Raw genomic sequence first — 19,859 nt, 5'->3', positions numbered from 1 at the left:
ACAACCTCGATGTCCTTGCGACCGGACTCGACGATCGCGCGCAGAACGTTACGACCGATACGACCAAAGCCGTTGATGGCGACCTTGACTGCCATTGTTCTCTCTCCTGATGCAGAGGCGAGCCTCTTCCGGCCCGATCCTCGTTTGGTCTGGGGACGGTCCGGCGAGTTCCGGATCGCTCCCCCAACTTTCCTCGCTCGACGGGAAAGGCGGAGGCCGCCGATCCCGCCGCGCAATGTGGTTAGGCCAGCTTGACCGAGACGAGCTCGACGATGTGGCTCGCGGAAATGCCGAACTTCTCGTAGAGCAGCTCGATCGGCGCCGAGGCGCCGAAGCCGGTCATGCCGACGAAGATGCCGTCCGAACCGATGATCTCGTCCCAGCCCATGCGCAGGGCGGCTTCGACGCCGACCTTCACCTTGGCGCCACCGATCACTTCGGCGCGGTAGGCGTCGGACTGGGCGCGGAAGTTCTCGAAGCTCGGTACCGAGACGACGCGCGTCGGGTGGCCGGCTGCGTCGAGCAGCTTCTTGGCCTCAATGGCGATGGCGACCTCGGAACCGGTGGCGAAGATCGACACTTCGGCGCGGCCCTCGGCGGCGGCGACTTCATAGGCGCCCTTGGCGACCTTGTTGTCGGCGCTGACCTCGAAGCGGACCGCCGGCAGGTTCTGGCGCGACAGCGCCAGGGTCGTCGGGCCCTTCTTATGGTTGAGCGCGAACTCCCAGGCCTCGGCCGTTTCATAGGCATCGGCCGGGCGGATCACCGTCATGTTGGGGATGGCGCGCAGCGAGGCCAGGTGCTCGATCGGCTGATGCGTCGGGCCGTCTTCGCCAAGACCGATGGAGTCATGGGTCATGACGTAGGTGACGCGCTGATGCATCAGGGCCGACAGGCGCATAGCCGGGCGAGCGTAGTCGGAGAACACCAGGAAGGTGCCGCCGTAGGGAATGAAACCGCCATGCAGCGCGATGCCGTTCATGGCGGCGCCCATGCCGAACTCACGGATGCCGTAGTGGATGTAGGTGCCCTTATAGTCGGGCGCCTGTACCGCAACCTGGCCCTTGGTCTTGGTCAGGTTGGAACCGGTAAGGTCGGCCGAACCGCCGGCCATCTCGGGGATGGTGCCGTTGACGACTTCGAGGGCCATCTCGGAGGCCTTGCGCGAGGCGACCTTCGGCAGCTCGGTGACGAGCTTCTGCTTGTAGGCGGCCAGGGCCTCAGTGAAGGCGGCCGGCAGATCGCCCTTGAGGCGGCGGTCGAACTCGGCGCGCTTCTTGGCGTCCATGGCGTTGTAGCGGGCGAGCCAGGCCTCACGGTCCTTGGCGGAGCGCTTGCCGGCAGCGCGCCAGTTGGCGAGGATGTCGGCCGGGATCTCGAAGGGCGCATAGGGCCAGCCGAGCTTCTCGCGGGCAGCGGCGATTTCCGCGGCGCCGAGCGGGGCGCCGTGGGCAGCGTGGGTGCCGGCCTTGGTGGGGGCGCCGAAGCCGATGGTCGTCTTGGCGGCGATCAGCACCGGCTTGTCGGACTTCTTGGCGCGCTCGAGGGCGGCAAGGATGGCCACGGGGTCATGACCGTCGATGGCGTCGGTGTTCCAGCCGGCGGCGCGGAAGCGGGCCGGAATGTCGCCGGTCTCGGAGATCGAGACGGGCCCGTCGATGGAGATGCCGTTGTTGTCCCAGAACAGCACGAGCTTGTTGAGCTTGAGGTGGCCGGCCAGCGAGATCGCCTCGTGGCTGATGCCTTCCATCAGGCAGCCGTCGCCGGCCAGCACATAGGTGTAGTGGTCGACGATGTCGTCGCCGAATTCGGCATTCAGCATGCGCTCGGCAAGCGCGAAACCAACCGACATGGCAAGGCCCTGGCCGAGCGGACCGGTGGTCGTCTCGATGCCCTGAGCAAAGCCGTATTCCGGGTGGCCGGCGCACTTGGAGCCCCACTGACGGAACGATTTAATGTCGTCCATGCTGATGTCTTCGACGCCGATCAGGTGGAGGACCGAGTAGAGCAGCATGGAACCATGGCCGGCCGACAGGATGAAGCGGTCGCGGTCGGGCCAAGTGGGGTTGGCGGCGTCGAACTTGATGACGTCACCGAAAAGAACTGTGGCGATATCAGCCGTGCCCATGGGCATGCCGGGATGGCCGGACTTGGCTTTTTCGACAGCATCCATCGCAAGAGCGCGGATGGCGTTGGCCATATTCTTGTACCGGGCAGAGTCAGTCATTGTTATATCCTGACAGGATGTGGCCGGAAAACTCCTTGGGCGAGCCAAACGACGGACAAATACGTATCTTCCGGCAGATACGCCACGCCATTACGTCTTTCGGCTAAAGCGGCCGATCAATAGCAGGGCGGTATCATCTGTCAATGACAACAGGCCCCTGCCAAAGCGCTCGCAGGCCAAAAAAGGGGAAAGCTGGTATTTTCCCAGATCGCACCCCTAACGGACCGTTGTCAGGTCTCATGGTTTATGGCAACCAGACCAGAGAGACCGTCTTGAAATTTGACTCCAGCGGCCGTCTGACAAGGCTTTCTTCCGCTTCCGGTGCTCACGGACCTCAATGTCCGCTCCGCTTCGGTTCTCGAAAGCCGTGCCAGCCGATTCCCCGGAGCGAAATCAAAACGATCTCTGACAAGCGATGAATTCTCCGGACGATTTTCTGTCGAACCGGGTGAGCATCCGGAGGCGGTCATGGCCGGAGTGGCGTCTTTGGACGCGGCCTTTGAAAGGCTCGACCAGGCGCTGGGGCGTCTGGAACTTGCGGTGGAGCGGCGGCTAGCCGGCGAACGCACCATTTCCGGCCTCGAGGACGAGTTGTTCCGCCTCGGGGAGGATCGGTCGCGTCTGGCCGGCGACCTCGACGATGCCCTCGCCAAGGCCGGCCGTCTTGAGGATGCCAATCGCGAAGTGTCGCGCCGCCTCGTCGCCGCCATGGAGTCAATCCGCTCCGTTCTCGATACTCATGGAGGCTGACCCCTTGAGCCAGGTGACGGTGACGATTGCCGGCAAGACCTACCGCATGGCCTGCGACGATGGCCAGGAAGAGCATCTCTACGGCCTTGCCAGCCGTCTCGACGCCATTCTCAACGAGATCCGCGGCGTGTTCGGCGAGATCGGCGACCAGCGACTGACCGTGATGAGCGCCATCACCGTGCTCGACCAGCTGTCGGAAACCGAGCGGCGGCTGAAGGGCCTCGAAGCGGAGGTGCGCTCGCTGCGCGAGAGCCGCGACGCGCTTCTGGAGCGTCAGGGCGAGGTGGAGCGGCGCCTTGCCGAGAAGGTGGTGGACGTGGCCGCCCGCATCGAGGCCGCCGCCGAGAAGATGGTCTGATCCGGCCATCCTCCTTTGAGGCTTATTCGGCCAACTGCCCGGCGCACATGAGCTTTCGTCTACTGGCAGCAGGGGTGAAAACAGGGCACGCTGACCCTGAGTTTACCGCTCGATCGTTCCGGAGGGTCCATGCAGGCCGCGCAAGGCTGATGCGGCGAAAGCACCGTTGCCTCGCTAAGGATAATTCCATATATGGGGCGCGACAGGATTTTTCGGAGGATTACATGGCCAGCCACGAGTCGACAGCCGAAGGTCAGGGCGGTGGCGCCTTGAAGGTGTTGGCGGTGATGGTGGTAATCCTTCTGGTCGGCATTGGTGCGGTGGCGCTGTTCGGCTACCCCGCGCTTATCGTGCTTGCCCTGGCCGGGACGGCGGCGATGCTTTGCACGCTGGTCGTCATGACGGCTGGTCGGTAACGGATACTGCGATCCGCGCAGCGACTGGGGCGGTGGGTTCTTCCTGCCGCCCCTTCTTTTTACCAGGGCTTTCGACTGGGCTTTTTTTGCCCAGGATTTATCTGGAGATTTTTTGTCGAATTGAGGCCCTTTGCCGGATCGCCGGTCTCGCCTATATAGGAGACGTGGCGTAGCTGCGCTTCTCGTTAGGAATCAATATCCCCGGGGCCTTACTGATCCCAAGGGAGCTGTCCCCGTCCGGACCCGTGGGTTCGGGCACACGGCGCCCACCTACACTGTAGGTTTCCCGGGATCACACTTCCGACGGTCGTTCGCGGGCGCCACACCCTCTTTCCGCCGGCCATACGTTTCCGCGATTCCCGGAGGTTGGTCATTCCCGTCGACATTCTCCCCGATCCGCCCCGTGCTCTCATCGCCGCCGAGAAGGCGCGCGTGCGCAAACTGGCGCTGACCCGTCGCGATGCGGTCGACGAAGCGGCGCGCGCCGAGGGATCGGCGGCCATCTCGGCGACGGTGCTGGCGCTCGATCTCCAGCCCTCCTGCGCGGTCTCGGCTTTCCTGCCGATCCAGAGCGAGGTCGATCTCGGCGAGGCGATCGCCGGACTCGACGCACGCGGTCATCCGATCGGTCTGCCGATCATGGTGGAGCGCGGCCTCATATTCCGCCGCTTTCGACCGGGCGATGCGCTGGTGCCGCTCGGCTTCGGCACGCGCGGCCCCGGGCCGGAGGCCGCCGAGGTGGTGCCGGATGTGCTGCTGATGCCGCTCAGCGCCTTCGATCGGCTTGGCGGCCGCGTCGGCTATGGCCGCGGCTATTATGACCGCACCGTTGCCGGTTTACGCGCGGCTGGCCGTTTTCCCCGCTTGATCGGCATCGCCTTCTCGGTGCAGGAAGTGGCAACGGTGCCCATGGAACCCCATGACGCGCCACTCGACATGATCGTCACCGAGCGGGACGTCTTCCGCTTCGTTCGCTGACTTCGACAGGACGTGGGGGGAGATCGCCGGATAATGCGATTGCTGTTCGTGGGAGACGTGGTCGGCCGCTCGGGTCGCAATGCCATTTCCGACATTCTGCCGGGCCTCATCGCCGACTATGCCCTCGACCTGGTGGTCGTGAATGGCGAGAACGCTGCCGGCGGCTTCGGCATCACCGAGGAGATCTGCCAGGACTTTCTCGACGCCGGTGCCGACGTGGTGACCACTGGCAATCACGCCTGGGACCAGCGCGAGGCGCTGGTGTTCATCGAGCGGCAGCCGCAGCTCCTGAGGCCGGCCAACTACCCGGCCGGAACACCGGGACGGGGCGGCACCGTCGCCATCGCCCGGAACGGCGCCCGCGTGCTGGTGGTCAACGTCATGGGCCGCGTCTACATGGACGCCCTCGACGATCCCTTCGCCGCTGCCGATCGCGAGCTCAATGCCTGCCCGCTCGGCAGCATGGTCGACGCCGTGGTGGTGGATATGCATGCCGAGGCGACGAGCGAGAAGCAGGCCATGGGCCATTATCTCGACGGCCGGGCGTCGCTGGTCGTCGGCACCCACACGCACGTGCCGACTGCCGACTACCAGATCCTCGACGGCGGCACCGCCTATCTGTCGGACGCCGGCATGACCGGCGACTACGATAGCGTGCTCGGCATGGAAAAGGACGAGCCGGTCAATCGCTTCCTGCGCAAGATCCCGACGGCGCGTTTCCAGCCGGCGCTGGGCGAGCCGACCCTGTGCGGCGTTGCCGTCGACATCAGCGATTCCAGCGGGCTTGCCGAGGCGATCGGGCCGGTCAGGATCGGCGGCCGCCTTGCCGAGGCATTGCCGACTTTTTGGTAACTACCCCGGCTGGATTTAAGGCCAACAAACGCCTATAAGGCGCCCCATTCGTGGATTTGTGCCGTGATCGATGGTTGCGGAGGCGTGTGCATGCGCCCCGCACCCTTTCGCGGTTCCCTCAGGAGGCACTATGGCCGGTCATTCACAGTTCAAGAACATCATGCACCGCAAGGGCGCGCAGGACGCCAAGCGGTCGAAGATCTTCGCCAAGCTCGCCCGCGAAGTCACGGTGGCGGCCAAGATCGGCGGCATGGATCCGGCGATGAACGCCCGTCTGCGTCTCGCCATCCTCAACGCCCGCGCCGAGAACATGCCCAAGGACAATATCGACCGGGCGATCAAGAAGGCGGCCGGCGCCGATACGGAGAACTTCGACGAGGTGCGCTACGAGGGGTATGGCCCCGGTGGCACCGCCGTCATCGTCGAGGCCTTGACCGACAACCGCAACCGCACCGCCTCGGTGGTTCGTTCGGTGTTCACCAAGGCCGGTGGCGCGCTCGGCGAAACCGGTTCGGTCGGCTTCATGTTCGATCGCCTCGGCGAGATCAGCTATCCGCTGACGGCCGGTTCCAATGACGCTGTGCTGGAAGCCGCCATCGAGGCCGGCGCCGACGACGTCGAGTCCGATGAAGAAGGCCACTTCATCTACTGCGCCTTCGAATCGATGGGCGAAGTGACCAAGGCTCTCGAAGCCTCGCTGGGCGCCGCCGCGTCGATCAAGTCGGTCTGGAAGCCGAAGACCACGTCGCCGCTCGACGAAGAAAAGGCGATGAGCCTGATGAAGATGGTCGATCTTCTCGAAGACGACGACGACGTGCAGAACGTCTACACTAACATGGAAGTCTCCGACGAAGTGGCGGCCAAGCTCGCCGGCTGAGGCTGACCTCGTTTCGTCATTCGCGCCCGCCGTCGCTCTCGGGAGACGGCGGGCGTTTCATTTGGAATGGGACGCAGGGCGCCCATAACCATTTGATGTATTGTTATTTCTACCTCTTCACGGAAATGTTCATCGGCGGGCTCTAGGCAGGCGACGCGGCGGCTACTAGAAATGCGTGCATATACCCCTACTTTCTGGACACTGCCGTTATCCAGCATCCCGTAAGGAACTTCTTGATGCCCACCCTTTTCGATCCCGTCCGCCTCGGCGCCCTCGAGCTCAGCAATCGCGTCATCATGGCGCCGCTGACGCGGGCGCGTGCTACGCCCGACCGCGTTCCTACCGAGGTGATGCGCGAGTATTACGAGCAGCGCGCCACCGCCGGCCTCATCCTCACCGAGGCGACCATCGTCACGCCGAAGGGCGCCGGCTATGCCAGCACGCCGGGCATTTATTCCGACGCCCAGGTCGAAGCCTGGAAGCCGATTACCGAGGCCGTGCATCGCAAGGGCGGCAAGATCGTCATGCAGCTCTGGCATGTCGGCCGCATCTCCGATCCGTCGCTGCTCGACGGCGATCTGCCGGTGGCGCCGAGCGCCCTGCAGCCGGCCGGCCACGTCAGCCTGCTCCGGCCGATGCGTCCCTATCCGACGCCGCGCGCCCTCGACATCGAAGAAATCCCCGGTATCGTCGAGGCTTTCCGCAAGGGCGCCGAGAATGCGCAGAAGGCGGGATTCGACGGCGTGGAACTGCACGGCGCCAACGGCTATCTGCTCGACCAGTTCCTGCAGGACAAGACCAACCAGCGCACCGACGCCTATGGCGGCCCGGTCGAGAATCGCGCTCGGCTGATGCTGGAAGCGGTGGATGCGGCGATCAGCGTCTGGGGTGCCAGCCGCGTCGGCCTGCATCTCGCCCCGCGCGGCGACAGCCATGACATGGGCGACAGCGATCCGAAGGCCACCTTCGGCTACGTCGCCCGCGAGGCGGGCAAGCGCGGCCTCGCCTTCATCTTCACCCGCGAGCATTTGGGCGACGACCGCCTGACGCCTTACCTCAAGGAACAGTTCGGCGGCGCCTTCATCGCCAACGAGGGCTTCACCCTCGATCTGGCCGCGGCGGAAGTCGCCGCCGGCCGGGCCGACGCCGTTGCCTGGGGCAAGGAGTTCATTGCCAACCCGGACCTCGTCGAGCGCTTCCGTACCGGCGCGGCGCGCAACCCGCTGGTGCCCGAGACGATCTACGCCGAAGGCGCCCTCGGCTATAGCGATTACCCGGCGCTGGAAACCGTCACCGCATAATCGCCTGACTTGGCCACAATGAAACGCCCCGCGGCGAGACCGTCGCGGGGCGCTTTGTTATTTCCGATGGCGCCGCTCAGCTTTCCCCTTCCTGGCGGTATTCCAGGATGTCGCCGGGTTGGCAGGCGAGCACTTCGCAGATCTTGGCCAGGGTCTCGAAGCGGACGCCGCGCACCTTGCCCGACTTCAGGAGCGACAGGTTGGCCTCGGTGATGCCGATGGCGGCTGCGAGCTCCTTGGAGCGCATCTTGCGCCGCGCCAGAATGACGTCGAGGTTGACGATGATCGGCATAGCCTAGACGAAACTCCGATTTTCCTCGGCAAGGCCGAGGGCTTCCTGCATCACCAGCGAGAAGACGAGGAACAGGAAGCCGAACATCAGACCGGCCAGCGCCTGCGAGTCGACGCCGATGGACAGGATGTGGTGGCCGGGCGGGTTGGCAGAGGTCATCAGCAGTATCACCAGTGTCTTGCAGACGACGGTGGCGGCGCAACTGGAGAACGCCAACCAGCCGACGCGACCGAGCCGACGCGGCACCGCCGGATCGAACACCTTGTTGGCGGCGAACAGCCGGAAGAGCCGCCCCAGTTCAACGAGCATGGCAACCAGCAGAGCGATCGGCACCATGGCGACGCCGCCGGCGGCTGCCAACACCATCGAGGAGGGCGTCACCAGGATGCCGTCGACCGATTTGGCGAGCCAGTCGGACAGCGCGCCGTCGAACAGCCAGAGGCAGGCCGTGGCAACGACGATGAGCATCGCCGAGGCAAAGCTGGCCCATGAGGCGAAGCCGGAAAGCCGGATCAATCGATGGTGGCGCGACGTGTCGACTGGAGCCTGCGCCATGTCTGAGAGTGAAAGCGAGTTCATAGTGTCCACACCTTTCTGTGCTGACAAAATTATCGTAATTCAATAATTTTACGCCGTCAAACAGAAATTAATCATCGCCCTACGTGGTCTGTCCGTTCATATGCGCCGCGCAGTTCGCCGTTCCGCCGGCGGCGTCGATAATGCCGCGTCCGTCGCTGGCATCCGCGAGGTCGAGATGGACCGACTGGCCGTCGCGCGGCGGGCGCTTCAAGGCATTGCCGCCGCCCCCAACAACCAGTTGGCCTTCACCCGCCAGGGCAACAATCCGGCTGCGCGCGAGACCGAGTTCAGCGGCCAGCAGGCGGTCGAGGCGCAGGCCGACCGGATAGGGGACGGCGAGGGTGATCTCGATGTCCGTTGCGTGAGCTGAGCCGCCGGTCACCACCTTCTCGACACCCACCTCCTCGGACTGGGCGATCACCGGCGTCTTGCGGCGCAGGGCGGCGAGGTCGAAGGCGAGGCGGCGGATAAAAGCCGGATCGCCCGATCTCAGCGCGGCGAGATCATCGGGCGGCAGCTCGGCCGCCAGGCGGCGCTCGTAGATCGGCCGGTTCCAGGTGCGATCGCAGTCGTCGCATTTGTAGATCAGCCAGGCGTCGAGGCGTTTGCCATTGGCGTTGAGGCGGAGCTTGCCGCTTTGGTGGAAGGGCCGGTCGCCGCCGCAGGTCGGGCAGGCGAAGACGGGACGGGGACAGTCGCGCGGCACGATGGTCCAGCGGACGGACAGGCGGTCGGACATGCCAAGGTCTTCCTGAAAGGAAGTCCAGCGGCATGGCGGACGAGGCCCGACGGGGCGGGCACGGCTTGGCGGATGCGCGAGTTGTCCAGAATGGTGTGCGGCGGAACGCCGACGGCGGCAAAGCCAGGCCGGTCTCGATCCGCCACCCGATGGACATCAAAAGCCATTCGGAAACCTGGGTTTCCGATAATGCGGGTGCTGCAGGATGAGACCGGCATTACAACGGCAAGGCGACGCCTCTTTTGTTCCTTCAAACGGAGCGGCTGAATAGCATGGCCGGCAGCCGATGCAACCAGGAAAAGCGGGCGTCGTTACCTTCGGTTGTCGTCTGTTGCGGCGCTGCCATGACGATCACGCCGGCCTGACCCGCCGGGTGGACGCCCACATCAGGCCCAGGAGGCCGGCGACGACGCCGGTGAGGGCCGCGAGCTGATAGGCTTCGGCCGTCGCTCCGAGAAAGGCCATGGACAAGAGCAGCGTGACGGCCGGTGCGGGGACGGTCACCGAGCTTGCGACGGACACATCGATGTGGCGCACGGCGTGGAACCAGAGGATCAGCTCGACATAATAGGCAAGCCCCATGGCGACCGTGAAGGCCTCGGTCATCGTATCAGTCGCGGCGGCCACCACCGCTGCCGGGCCATCAACGACGAGGGCCAGCGGCGTCAGCAGCACCACGACGATGACGAGGCGCGACGTCGTCACCTCATTGGGCGTCGCCGCCGTCCTGAGCAGGGTTTCCCGCAGGATCACGTGCGCCACGGCCCAGAGAAGGGGGACGGCGAGCGCCACGGCGAACCAGGGCGACAGGCCGGTCATCTGCCAGCGTCCGCCCGTCGCAAGGTGGAACAGGGCGCCGACGATCAGCAGCGTGAACAGGAGTTCCGTCCGGCTCTTGCGGCGGCCGAACAGCGCCGCTTCGAGGCTGGCCGCTAGGAGCGGATAGATTTGCAAGGCGATGGCGGCATTGACGGCGCCGACCTTCTCGAAGCCCAGCACATAGGCCCACGCGGCGAGCGCGAACAACGCACCGGTGAACAAGGCGGTGCCCAGAATCTTGCGTCGTTCGCCTTGCGGCAGGCCCGACCGGAAGACGCCACCCTTGCCGGCCCGCGCCTCGGCGAGGGTGAGCGGTAACGAGAAGACCAACTGCCAGACCGAATAGAGCAGGGCGAAGGTGAGCGCGCTCGCTCCGGCCGGCCGTCCGCCGACGATCACCGGCATGGCGCCGAGCAGCATGAGGCAGCAAAGGGCGAGCGCCACGCCGACGCGCGGCGTGCCGGTGAAAGTCGTCATGACGGCATCCGAGAAAGAATTGCTATGAATGCATTGGTAGGATTGCCTTGGCGTCGATGCAATTTCTATATTGCCGCCATGGCAATCTGGCGCCCCACACTCGATCCCGACAGTTCCAACCGTGCAGCAGCGATTGCCGACGCCATCGCCGCCGATATTGCCTCGGGGCGACTGGCGGTCGGCGACCGGCTGCCGCCGCAGCGCATTCTCGCCTGGGCGCTCGGGCTATCGCCCAACACGGTGATGCGAGCCTATGACGAGGCGCGTCGCCGGGGACTGGTGGCCGGCGAGGTCGGGCGCGGCACCTATGTCCGGGCGCCGGCACCCGCCCTGCCGCGCGGCGGCCTGACGCCCCTCAGCCGATCCGAGGGCGGTCCGGTGGACTTCTCGCGCAATCTGCCCTTCACCGGCACAGCGGCTGAGGAGCTTGCCGCGACGCTGACGGAGCTCGGCAGGGAGCCGGGTCTGGCCGATTTTCTGGATCGTGGCGAAGAGCGTATCAGGGCGCCGCAGCTCGCTGCTGCGGCCGCCTTTCTGGGACGCATCGGTCTCGATGTTCCGCCATCGAACATCACCCTCGCCAACGGTGGCCAGCAGGGTGTCTTTGCGGCGCTGATGGCGCTTTCGCGCCCCGGCGACGCGCTGGTGGTGGAAGCGCTCACCTACCAGCCGGTGATGGCCATGGCGCTCCATCTCGGGCTTCGTCTCGTGCCGGCCGCCATGGACGGCGAGGGCGTGCTTCCGGACGCTTTCGAGGCCGCCGTTCGGCGCAGCGGCGCCCATCTCGCCTACCTCATGCCGACGCTGCACACGCCGACCACCGCCACGCTCGGACTGGACCGCCGGCGGGAGATCGCCGCCATTGCCGAGCGGCGGGAGGTGACGATCATCGAGGACGACGTCTTCGGCTTTCTGCCAAGGGAGCGGCCCGTGCCGATCGCCGCGCTGGCCCCCTCTCGCACGGTCTTCGTGACGTCGGTCTCGAAGTCGATGGCGCCCGGTCTTCGGGTCGGCTATGTCGCGGCGCCCGGCTCTCTCCTCTCCGCCATCGAGGCGGCCGTTGCCATCTCATCCTGGATGCCGCCGCCGCTGATGGCCGACATCGCCCGCCGCTGGATCGTCAGCGGCACCGGCGCCCGGCTCAACACGGCGCAGCAGACGCATGCCAACCGGCGGCAGCTCATGGCCCGCCGGCTTCTCGGCAACCGTCCCTATTCGGCCGATCCCCACGGACTGCATCTGTGGCTGCCACTGCCGAGGGAATGGCAGGTCAGTTCCTTCGTGGCGGCGGCAAACGAGGCCGGGGTGCGGATCAATGCCGGTGATCTCTTCGCAGTCGGCACCGACAAGCCCCAGGCCGTCCGGCTCTGCCTCAGCTATGAGGTGGAGGATCGCCGCGTCGAGGGCGGCCTTGCCATCATCGCCGGCCTCCTGGCCGGCGGCGGCCGCATCGTCACGTGATGGATGAAAAGCTGCGGCCGTATCAACCGGACGAGGTGGTATCGCGCTCAAAGGTTGATATTGAGAATATTTCTTAGCGCAGTATACAAAGTTTGCGATCTGTTCCAACGTAACTGCAACCTGCTTTGCCGCACATCAGAGCCAGTGTTGCTCTGGAAAACAGCTCGACTTGGGGGCGCATCATGGGATCCGATCATAGGCCACATGCGGAAGCGCAGTCCGACGCTCTTGCCCAGGTCACGCCTGTGCAAACCGGGACGAAGGCAGAGGCGCGCGATGACGAGGCGGAAGTCGTTGCGCTCAGAGCGCAAATTTCACGCTATCGGGCAGCGTTCGACAACATCTCGCAGGGCGTTTGCCTGTTTGACGGTTCCAGCAAACTGGTCCTTTGCAACGATCGCTACGCCGAACTCTACCGCCTGACACCCGATCAAATGCGCCCGGGCATGTCCCTTCGAGACATCATTGAGGCACGGTACGCCGTTGGAACCTCGCCGGTGTCGCCGGACGAGTATCTGCGCTTGGCGGCGGAAGTCACTGCCTCGGGGATCCCAGTATCCAGGCTCACCGAGCTTCCGGATGGTCGCCTCATTCATATTTCGAACCAAAGCATGCCAGGTGGCGGTTGGGTCTCGACTCATGAGGATGTGACTGAGATCACGACGGCGCGCGCCTTGGCGTCCGAGCGTATCTCATTGCAGGTCCTGATCGATCTGGTTCCCGACTACTTGTGGGTCAAAGACGTCGAAGGCCGTTTCGTCGTCGTGAACCGGGCTCTCGCAACCGATACGCGCTATGCGCGCACGAGTGACATGATCGGCACGAGCGACGCGCAGCTTCACGCCCCCGAGATTGCCCAAGAGTTTCGAGCCATCGAGGTCGAGATCATGCGGAGCGGCATTCCGATGGTTGATCGGGAAGAGCTTGTGACCGATGCGGCTGGCGCCAGGAAATGGATATCCTCAACGAAGGTTCCGCTTCGCAATGACCGGAACGAGGTGATCGGCTTGGTCGGTATCGCCCGCGATATCACCGCCCGGAAACTTGCCTCGGTTTTGCAGGCAGAGCAGATCAAGATCCTTGAAGAGATCGTTGCGGATGCTCCGTTGGAGGACGTGCTCGATCAGGTGGTTCTCCTGGCGGAATCCCAGAGCGTTGGATTGTTCTGCTCCGTACTTTTGCTCGACGCCGATGGCGTCACTTTGCGGCGTGGGGCGGCCCCCAGTGTTTCCGAGCCATTCCTGGGCGACGCACAGGGAATACGCGTTGGTCCCGGCAACGCATCTTGCGGCGCAGCCGTTCATCGACGCGAGACGGTCATCGTGTCCGATATCCTGAGCGATCCCCTATGGGACGAATATCGGCAGGTCGCCAGCGCACATGGCTTCCGATCCTGCTGGTCCAAACCGATCATCTCGCGGAAAGGCCACGTCCTCGGCACGTTCGACATGTATTCGAGATCTGTGCGGGAGCCGGTCAAAGTCGAATACCAGGTGATCGAGCTTGCCGCGCGTCTTGCAGAGATCGCGATCGAGAGAGCCCGGACAACCGCTGCCTGACGACATTCGAAACGCGCACGATCCATCACTGTCCGCGATCGGTGGACGGTTCCTGGCGTCCCATCTGTACAAACCGGGAACAGCCCGATAGCGTGCCGTCATGACCACTGTGACGCGAATCATCGGTATCGACCCGGGCCTCAGGCACACCGGCTGGGGGGTCGTCGACAGCCTCGGCAACTCGGTGCGCTTCGTCGCTTCGGGGTCGGTCAATTCCGATGGCGCCCTGGATCTCGCCTCGCGCCTCGTGCAGATCCATGACGGGCTCGATGCTGTGCTGCATCAGTATCAGCCGGACGAGGCGGCGGTCGAGATCACCTTCGTCAACAAGGACGCCGGGGCGACGCTGAAGCTCGGCCAGGCGCGCGGCGTGGCGCTGCTGGTGCCGGCCAAGCGCGGCCTGCCGGTGGCCGAATATGCGCCCAACGCGGTGAAGAAAGCGATCGTCGGCGCCGGACATGCCGAGAAGGGGCAGATCCGCGTCATGGTCAAGGTCTTGATGCCGAAGGCGACTTTCGAGAGCGATGACGCGGCCGATGCGCTGGCCATTGCGCTGACGCATGCCCATCATCGCGGCTCGGTGGTCGGCCGACTGGCGAAATTGGCAGCCGGCTGACCGGCGGGGGAGGGGCAGCATGATCGGCAAGCTCAAGGGCGTAGTTGACAGCTTCGGCGACGATTGGATGATCCTCGACGTGCATGGCGTCGGCTATCAGGTCTATTGCTCGTCGCGCACCTTGCAGCGGCTGCCGAAGGCCGGCGAGGCGGCGACGCTTGCCATCGAGACCATGGTCCGCGAGGACATGATCCGTCTCTATGGCTTTTCCAACGACATCGAGCGCGAGTGGTTTCGTCTGTTGCTGACGGTGCAGGGCGTCGGCGCCAAGGTGGCGCTGGGGGTGCTGTCGGTGCTCGATCCGGGCCAGCTTGCCACCGCCATTGCCATGCGCGATCTCACCGCCATCGCTCGGGCGCCGGGCGTCGGCAAGCGCGTCGCCGAACGTATCGCCACCGAACTCAAGGACAAGGCGCCGGCCTTCGCCGATGCCGACCCATCGGTGATCCGCATCGCCGTCGATGTGGCCGAGGCGCGCGTTTCCGGCCCGGTGGCCGAAGCCGTGTCCGCGCTGGTCAATCTCGGCTATGCCCAGTTGCAGGCCGCCGCAGCGGTACAAGCCGCGGCGAAGGCAGCCGGCAGCGAGGCCACCACCACCCAACTGATCCGCCAGGGCCTCAAGGAACTGGCACGCTGACGCGGGTCGACGACCATCCTTTGAACAGCCAACATCGGGAGGATGCCATGGCCAATGACATCATCACAGCAGGCAAGGTCGCGGTGATCACCGGCGCGGCGCGCGGCATCGGCCGGGCGGCGGCGTTGCGCTTGGCTCAGCGGGGCATGAAACTGGTGCTGGCCGACGTGGTCGGCGGCGAACTGGCGACCGTCGCATCGGCGGCCAAGGCGGCCGGCAGCCCAGACACCATTGCCGTGCCCACCGATGTCGGCGATCGCGCGGCGGTCGAGGCGCTGGCTGCGGCGGCCTTCGAACGCTTCGGCGGCGTCAACGTGCTGATGAACAACGCGGCGATCGGCGAGGGCGGTGGTGTCCTGGAGAATCCCGACAACTGGCGCCGGCTGATCGACGTCAATTTCTGGGGCGTCGTCAACGGCGTCCAGGCCTTCGTGCCGCGCATGATCGAGGCCGGCAACCCCGGCTATGTGATCAACACCGGCTCCAAGCAGGGCATTACCACGCCGCCCGGCAACGCCGCCTACAATACCGCCAAGGCGGCGGTGAAGGTGGTGACCGAGCAGCTCGCCCATGAACTGCGCGGCCGGAACAGCAAGCTTTCCGCCCATCTCCTGATCCCCGGCTGGACGTTTACCGGCTTGACCGCCGCCGATCCCACAGCCGAGAAGCCGGCAGGCGCCTGGCACGCCGTGGAAGTGGTGGATTTCATGCTGACGGCGTTGGAAAAGGGCGACTTCTACATTCTCTGTCCGGACAACGAGACGCCGCGCCGCCTCGACGAAAAGCGCATGGCCTGGGCGATCGGCGACGTCATCCACAATCGCCCGGCGCTGTCTCGCTGGCATGCCGACTACAAGGACGCTTTCGCTCGCTACATCGAGGAATGAGGTGGTTCCCCCGGCGGAATCGCCGTTGGGATTTGGCCGGCTGCCGGAGCCCATGGCAGACTATGGACTCCCGTGAGTCCCAATGAATCATAGAGACTCTGATGGCCCCGTATGGACTCGGGTGAGTCTTTCGCAGGCAGGGGAAACAGCTGCTTGCGATCGGCTAGTTAGTGGCTTTGTGATCCGGCGTTGCCAGCACTTCCACGTCGGCGTCCTCGCCGGAGACGACGCTGACGATACGCTGGAACTGGCCGTCCTCATGGTTGGCGATGATGGTATAGTCGCCCTCGGCCAGGATGAACGACGGGAAGGCGCCGACGCCCGAAGTCACGAGGTCGCCAGCCTGGGTCAGGATCGACCAGCGGGTATCGGCGATGGCCTCGCCGCCCTCGGCGCTCACCAGCTTCAGGGTGATCTTGGCGGCCTTCTCCGTCAGGGTGATATCCGAGAGCTTGCCGGCCTTGACGTCGATGTCGGCGGTGGTGCGGGCGTTGGCATCGCCATAGTTGGCGGTGACGTTGTAGGTCTTGGCCGGCAGACGGACGATGGTGCCGGGAGCGATGTTGAGGGCGACGGCCTTGGGTTCGCCGTGCGAATCCAGCTCCTGGGAGAAGATGTCGAAGCTGAGATCGTCCTTGCCGAGCCGCGGCTTGTCCTTGCCGGTCACGGCGGACAGGCGGACGCCGCCGGCGTTGAGGATGACGGAATCGGCCTTCAAACTGGTGCCCACCACGACATGCTCGGTGGTGCCGGCATAGCCGAAGCCGCAATAGACGAAATAGCCTCCCGGCTTCAGAACGAAGTCGGCGGAGCCGCCATGCCGTTCAGCCACCAATTCACGGCTGCCGTCCGGTCCCTGCGTCTCGTTGAAAACGCGCCAGACAACGCCGGCGGCGATCGGAGGGCCGTCCGGCGTCAGCCGGGCCGTCAGCGATAGGGTCGCCGTCTCGCGCGGGGAGACGGTGGAGAGCGGCGGCTTGGTTCCCACGGCCGGGGCGGTGCTCGGCGCGTAGGGTGTGGCGGCCTCGGGTAGGGGCGCGGCCGGGCCAGCGCCGGGCGGCATGAGCTGAAGCGGTCCCGATCCCGGCTGCATGAAGCCCGGCATCGGACCGCCGGGATCGCCACCGGGGCCCCCGGGCGGCGGGTTCTGCGCGAGCGAGGGCGTTGCGGCCATCAATGCGAGGGCCACAGAAATCCAAGTGATGCGGGTGGCGCTCCACCGCGTCATGCCCTGCGCTCTCCCATCAGGCGTGCCATTCGTGTTCAGTCTTCGCCGATCATCGTGTTGATTTCAAGTCCGGCGGGCGGGATACGGACAGCATTGCCACCGGGAGGCCGTCTAGAGCATCGGACCGAAAAGTGGAATCCGGTTTTCGGATAATCCGATGCGCTAACAAAGACCTAGATCGTCACCTTGCGTCCGTCAGGACGCACGGCGATCTAGGTATTTCCATGGAGCCCGAATGGCGATATGCCGGTTTCCGCTCAGTTATTTCACCCGGAGCCTGTCCGTCATGAACGCTACACTCGATCTGCTGCTCACCCGCCGTTCCGTGCCGGCCCAGATGCTCGCCGCGCCCGGCCCCAGCGCCGACGAGTTGCAGACGCTGCTGACCATCGCCTCGCGGGTTCCCGATCATGGCAAGCTGGCGCCCTGGCGGTTCCTTGTCCTGGAAGGCGAGGGGCGGGTCGAAGCGGGGCGGCGGATGGCCGAGATCGTGGCGGCGCGCCAGCCGGAGATTTCCGAAGCCCGGCTGGAGGATGAACGTCGTCGCTTTGCCATGGCGCCGCTGGTGGTCGCCGTGGTCGGGCGGGCGGCCGAGCATATCAAGATTCCGGTGGCCGAACAGATCTACTCGGCCGGTGCCGTCTGCATGAGCCTGGAGATCGCCGCCCATGCCATGGGCTATGCCGCCTGCTGGCTGACCGACTGGCCGGCCTATGACGCCGAGGCGCGCGCCGCGCTGGGGCTCACCGACGCCGAGACCATCGTCGGCTTCATCCACATCGGCACGCCAACCATCAAGCCGACCGATCGGCCCCGGCCGGCGCTCGAGGATATCGTCAGCCATTTCGGCGATTGAAGCTATCCTTCCGGGCCTACTTGAGATCCTTTTTCGGGCGGCGGACGGCTCGCAGCTTTCCGCTGTGGCCGCCGCCGCAGAAAAAGCGATCACCGCCGTCGGACTCGAGCCCGGAAATGCCGGTCCCCTCTGGCATGTCCAATCGCTCCAGAACTTCGCCCGTCTGGGCGTCGATGTGGCGGAGATCACTTCCGTCATCGTCCCATGTGCCGTGCCAGAGCTCTCCGTCGACCCAGGTGACGCCAGTGACGAATCGGTCGGACTCGATGGTGCGCAGCACGTTTCCCGTTTCGGGGTCCACCTGATGGATCCTGCGGCCGCGATGCTGACCGACCCACAGCGAGCCCTCCGCCCAGGCCAGCCCCGAGTCGTCGCCATCGCCCGGCGCGGGGATCGTGGCGATCACCTCGCCGGTCCTGGGGTCGAGCTTGCGGATCAGGGCGTCGCCGATCTGGAACAGGTGCTTGCCGTCAAAGGCGGTTCCTGCCTGGGCCGCGATGTCGAGCGAGCGCAAGATGTCGCCGCTTTCCGGGTCGAGGGCATTCAGCCGCTCGCCGGTGGCGAACCAGACGTGATTGCCGTCGAATGTGACGCCGGCCACGTCGGTGACTTCAGGAAAGGGCCCGTATTCACGGAGGATTTCGGCGGCGGAGTGCTTCATGGGCTGATCCTAAACAGAGGCTCCCACGACCGGGAGTAACAAACTTGTCGGGAATCCAGGCACGTTCGTTGCGATCCAGCGGCAGGCGCGCCCCCGCCCGAACGATTCCACCTTGCCGTCCAGGGCGAGCTCTTCGAGCGCGCGCTGTATTGTGCGTGTGCTCACGTCCAATGCCAGTGCCAATGCTGAACTCGACCACGCCTGGCCATCGGCGAGCAGGGCGAACACTCGGGCATGGTCGTCTTCGGTCGGTGGCGCCAAAACGGCAACATTCCTCTCGGCATGAGGCTGCAGAGCAAAGCCTCGCCGGGTTGCATTGAGCGCTGCCAGCGGTTCGAGCGCTTCACGCAGCCGGCCGATTTCCACACGCAGCCTCGCACGGTGCGAGTCGTCGGCATGTTGGGCGCGGAAGGCCCGCTTGAGAAGGGTTTCGCGAGAAACGTCTGCCGGCCAGGCCTCTGCGAGAGCGCGGAGAAGCGCGAGCAATATGGGGCGCGTGCCGAGGGAAACGACGATCGCTCCGGCGCGCACGACGTTGCGGCAGGCGTCTACGACCAGGATATCCGAGGCCAATAGGGCTTCAACCTCATCGAGCCGGAGCCAGCGCTCTCCGCCTTGAGCGAGGAGGCGTGCGGCCGGCGCCTCGAAGGCTCGCACGGCCTGGTCCACCTCGGCCGAGAGGGAGGGAATGCCCGTCCTCTCGGCGATCTGTCCGGCTTGCTCCAGGGCGGTTTTTGCCGGCTCCGTCCTGATGCGCCGGATCGAGAGGCCCGCCACCACCAGCAGGCGCCCGACCGCCGATGGGCGCGGCAAAGCGCCGACCTCGATGCTGTCGAGCACGGCTTCGGCTTCGTCGAGGCGGCCGATCAGCAGCAGGCGGCGGGCTTCGAGGTAGCCGGCATGGGCGGCATTGGTACGATCGCCGGCGGCGGCGAGCGTTGCCTGCGCCGCCGGGAGCGCTTGCAAGGATCGCCCCAGATCGCGCGAAACGAGCGCTATTTCGGCGTCGGCGACGATGCAGCGCGCGCTGGCCAGTGGATTTGTCGGGCCGAAGCTGCGTGCCGCACCGCGCAGAAGCTCGCGGGCACGGGGAAGATCGCCAAGCTGGGCCATCGCGATGCCGCGCAGCGCCAGCGCGGGGGCATCCTGACGCAGGGCGATCCCCTTCAGCGCGGCCAAGGGATCGCCGGTGGCAAGGGCGCGTGCCGCTTCAGCGATCAGCAGGTCCATGGAAATCCCGTCACACTTGTAACTCCCAGCCGGCCGGCCATTCGGCTTAGCCTCTTCCC

The 19,859-nt window shown here is 65.4% G+C and carries 23 protein-coding genes and 1 other RNA gene; 15 read left to right on the top strand and 9 right to left on the bottom strand.

Annotation, left to right across the window (positions count from 1 at the left end):
* Nucleotides 1-95, bottom strand: a 95-nt coding sequence (locus G522_RS30645) for a glyceraldehyde 3-phosphate dehydrogenase NAD-binding domain-containing protein (RefSeq protein ID WP_156886978.1), incomplete at its 3' end; no start/stop codon positions are given.
* A 146-nt stretch (nucleotides 96-241) separates the two neighbouring features.
* Complete coding sequence (gene tkt / locus G522_RS0117360; RefSeq protein ID WP_026792133.1) at nucleotides 242-2,227, bottom strand: transketolase; 1,986 nt, start codon at nucleotides 2,225-2,227, stop codon at nucleotides 242-244.
* A gap of 468 nt (nucleotides 2,228-2,695) precedes the next feature.
* On the opposite strand from tkt, the gene G522_RS0117355 reads away from it, so the two are divergent.
* From G522_RS0117355 to G522_RS0117325, 8 genes are all read left to right on the top strand, one after another.
* Nucleotides 2,696-2,977, top strand: coding sequence for a DUF4164 domain-containing protein (locus G522_RS0117355; protein ID WP_026792132.1), 282 nt, complete (start codon nucleotides 2,696-2,698; stop codon nucleotides 2,975-2,977).
* 4 nt (nucleotides 2,978-2,981) lie between these two features.
* Nucleotides 2,982-3,335, top strand: a complete 354-nt coding sequence (locus tag G522_RS0117350; protein ID WP_026792131.1) for a cell division protein ZapA — start codon at nucleotides 2,982-2,984, stop codon at nucleotides 3,333-3,335.
* A 224-nt stretch (nucleotides 3,336-3,559) separates the two neighbouring features.
* Nucleotides 3,560-3,751 carry a hypothetical protein gene (locus G522_RS0117345; RefSeq protein ID WP_026792130.1) on the top strand — a complete coding sequence of 64 codons (192 nt, stop codon included), beginning with the start codon at nucleotides 3,560-3,562 and terminating at the stop codon, nucleotides 3,749-3,751.
* Between the two features lie 167 nt (nucleotides 3,752-3,918).
* Nucleotides 3,919-4,075: non-coding RNA, 6S RNA (gene ssrS, locus G522_RS29670), on the top strand.
* Nucleotides 4,076-4,117: 42 nt separating this feature from the next.
* Entirely contained in the window at nucleotides 4,118-4,729 is a 612-nt protein-coding gene (locus G522_RS0117340; RefSeq protein WP_156886977.1) for a 5-formyltetrahydrofolate cyclo-ligase, read from the top strand.
* Nucleotides 4,730-4,762: 33 nt separating this feature from the next.
* The gene (locus G522_RS0117335) at nucleotides 4,763-5,581 is read left to right on the top strand and encodes a TIGR00282 family metallophosphoesterase (protein ID WP_026792128.1); all 819 of its coding nucleotides are present in this window, start codon (nucleotides 4,763-4,765) and stop codon (nucleotides 5,579-5,581) included.
* 130 nt (nucleotides 5,582-5,711) lie between these two features.
* Nucleotides 5,712-6,458, top strand: coding sequence for a YebC/PmpR family DNA-binding transcriptional regulator (locus G522_RS0117330; protein ID WP_026792127.1), 747 nt, complete (start codon nucleotides 5,712-5,714; stop codon nucleotides 6,456-6,458).
* 236 nt (nucleotides 6,459-6,694) lie between these two features.
* Nucleotides 6,695-7,759 carry an alkene reductase gene (locus tag G522_RS0117325; RefSeq protein WP_026792126.1) on the top strand — a complete coding sequence of 355 codons (1,065 nt, stop codon included), beginning with the start codon at nucleotides 6,695-6,697 and terminating at the stop codon, nucleotides 7,757-7,759.
* A gap of 76 nt (nucleotides 7,760-7,835) precedes the next feature.
* On the opposite strand, the gene G522_RS0117320 is transcribed toward G522_RS0117325, so the two are convergent.
* The 3 genes from G522_RS0117320 to G522_RS27390 all read right to left on the bottom strand — a co-directional run bounded on the left by G522_RS0117320 (nucleotide 7,836) and on the right by G522_RS27390 (nucleotide 9,369).
* Complete coding sequence (locus G522_RS0117320) at nucleotides 7,836-8,051, bottom strand: helix-turn-helix domain-containing protein (RefSeq protein WP_026792125.1); 216 nt, start codon at nucleotides 8,049-8,051, stop codon at nucleotides 7,836-7,838.
* 3 nt (nucleotides 8,052-8,054) lie between these two features.
* Complete coding sequence (locus tag G522_RS0117315) at nucleotides 8,055-8,630, bottom strand: DUF2975 domain-containing protein (protein WP_084633247.1); 576 nt, start codon at nucleotides 8,628-8,630, stop codon at nucleotides 8,055-8,057.
* Between the two features lie 79 nt (nucleotides 8,631-8,709).
* Nucleotides 8,710-9,369, bottom strand: coding sequence for a DUF1062 domain-containing protein (locus G522_RS27390; RefSeq protein WP_051228730.1), 660 nt, complete (start codon nucleotides 9,367-9,369; stop codon nucleotides 8,710-8,712).
* Nucleotides 9,370-9,401: 32 nt separating this feature from the next.
* Between G522_RS27390 and G522_RS30105 the strand changes: the two genes are divergently transcribed.
* On the top strand, nucleotides 9,402-9,578 hold the full coding sequence (locus G522_RS30105) for a hypothetical protein (RefSeq protein WP_156886976.1): 177 nt from the start codon (nucleotides 9,402-9,404) through the stop codon (nucleotides 9,576-9,578).
* Between the two features lie 142 nt (nucleotides 9,579-9,720).
* Here G522_RS30105 and G522_RS0117300 read toward each other — a convergent pair whose 3' ends face one another.
* Nucleotides 9,721-10,665 (bottom strand): DMT family transporter, encoded by a 945-nt coding sequence (locus G522_RS0117300; protein WP_026792123.1) that lies wholly within the window; start codon nucleotides 10,663-10,665, stop codon nucleotides 9,721-9,723.
* Between the two features lie 24 nt (nucleotides 10,666-10,689).
* On the opposite strand from G522_RS0117300, the gene G522_RS0117295 reads away from it, so the two are divergent.
* The 5 genes from G522_RS0117295 (at nucleotide 10,690) to G522_RS0117275 (ending at nucleotide 15,825) form a co-directional block, all read left to right on the top strand.
* Nucleotides 10,690-12,126, top strand: coding sequence for an aminotransferase-like domain-containing protein (locus tag G522_RS0117295; RefSeq protein ID WP_084633246.1), 1,437 nt, complete (start codon nucleotides 10,690-10,692; stop codon nucleotides 12,124-12,126).
* A gap of 182 nt (nucleotides 12,127-12,308) precedes the next feature.
* Entirely contained in the window at nucleotides 12,309-13,685 is a 1,377-nt protein-coding gene (locus G522_RS27385; RefSeq protein ID WP_051228729.1) for a PAS-domain containing protein, read from the top strand.
* A gap of 100 nt (nucleotides 13,686-13,785) precedes the next feature.
* Nucleotides 13,786-14,301 carry a crossover junction endodeoxyribonuclease RuvC gene (gene ruvC, locus G522_RS0117285; protein WP_026792121.1) on the top strand — a complete coding sequence of 172 codons (516 nt, stop codon included), beginning with the start codon at nucleotides 13,786-13,788 and terminating at the stop codon, nucleotides 14,299-14,301.
* 19 nt (nucleotides 14,302-14,320) lie between these two features.
* Nucleotides 14,321-14,938: a Holliday junction branch migration protein RuvA gene (gene ruvA / locus G522_RS0117280; RefSeq protein WP_026792120.1), complete on the top strand. Its 618-nt coding sequence runs from the start codon at nucleotides 14,321-14,323 to the stop codon at nucleotides 14,936-14,938.
* A 47-nt stretch (nucleotides 14,939-14,985) separates the two neighbouring features.
* The gene (locus G522_RS0117275) at nucleotides 14,986-15,825 is read left to right on the top strand and encodes an SDR family NAD(P)-dependent oxidoreductase (protein ID WP_026792119.1); all 840 of its coding nucleotides are present in this window, start codon (nucleotides 14,986-14,988) and stop codon (nucleotides 15,823-15,825) included.
* A 163-nt stretch (nucleotides 15,826-15,988) separates the two neighbouring features.
* On the opposite strand, the gene G522_RS0117270 is transcribed toward G522_RS0117275, so the two are convergent.
* A complete protein-coding gene (locus G522_RS0117270; RefSeq protein WP_026792118.1) occupies nucleotides 15,989-17,053 on the bottom strand; it encodes a hypothetical protein in 1,065 nt (354 codons plus the stop codon).
* A 286-nt stretch (nucleotides 17,054-17,339) separates the two neighbouring features.
* On the opposite strand from G522_RS0117270, the gene G522_RS0117265 reads away from it, so the two are divergent.
* Nucleotides 17,340-17,909, top strand: a complete 570-nt coding sequence (locus G522_RS0117265; RefSeq protein WP_026792117.1) for a nitroreductase family protein — start codon at nucleotides 17,340-17,342, stop codon at nucleotides 17,907-17,909.
* Nucleotides 17,910-17,925: 16 nt separating this feature from the next.
* On the opposite strand, the gene G522_RS0117260 is transcribed toward G522_RS0117265, so the two are convergent.
* The gene (locus G522_RS0117260; RefSeq protein WP_026792116.1) at nucleotides 17,926-18,570 is read right to left on the bottom strand and encodes an NHL repeat-containing protein; all 645 of its coding nucleotides are present in this window, start codon (nucleotides 18,568-18,570) and stop codon (nucleotides 17,926-17,928) included.
* 9 nt (nucleotides 18,571-18,579) lie between these two features.
* The gene (locus tag G522_RS0117255; protein WP_026792115.1) at nucleotides 18,580-19,800 is read right to left on the bottom strand and encodes a hypothetical protein; all 1,221 of its coding nucleotides are present in this window, start codon (nucleotides 19,798-19,800) and stop codon (nucleotides 18,580-18,582) included.
* Nucleotides 19,801-19,859 lie beyond the last annotated feature (59 nt).

Source organism: Pleomorphomonas oryzae DSM 16300 (assembly GCF_000422965.1).
In the GTDB taxonomy this organism is placed as follows: Bacteria; Pseudomonadota; Alphaproteobacteria; order Rhizobiales; family Pleomorphomonadaceae; genus Pleomorphomonas; species Pleomorphomonas oryzae.
The sequence above is the reverse complement of the archived record's forward strand: the minus strand, read 5'-3'. Positions and strand labels throughout refer to the sequence as shown.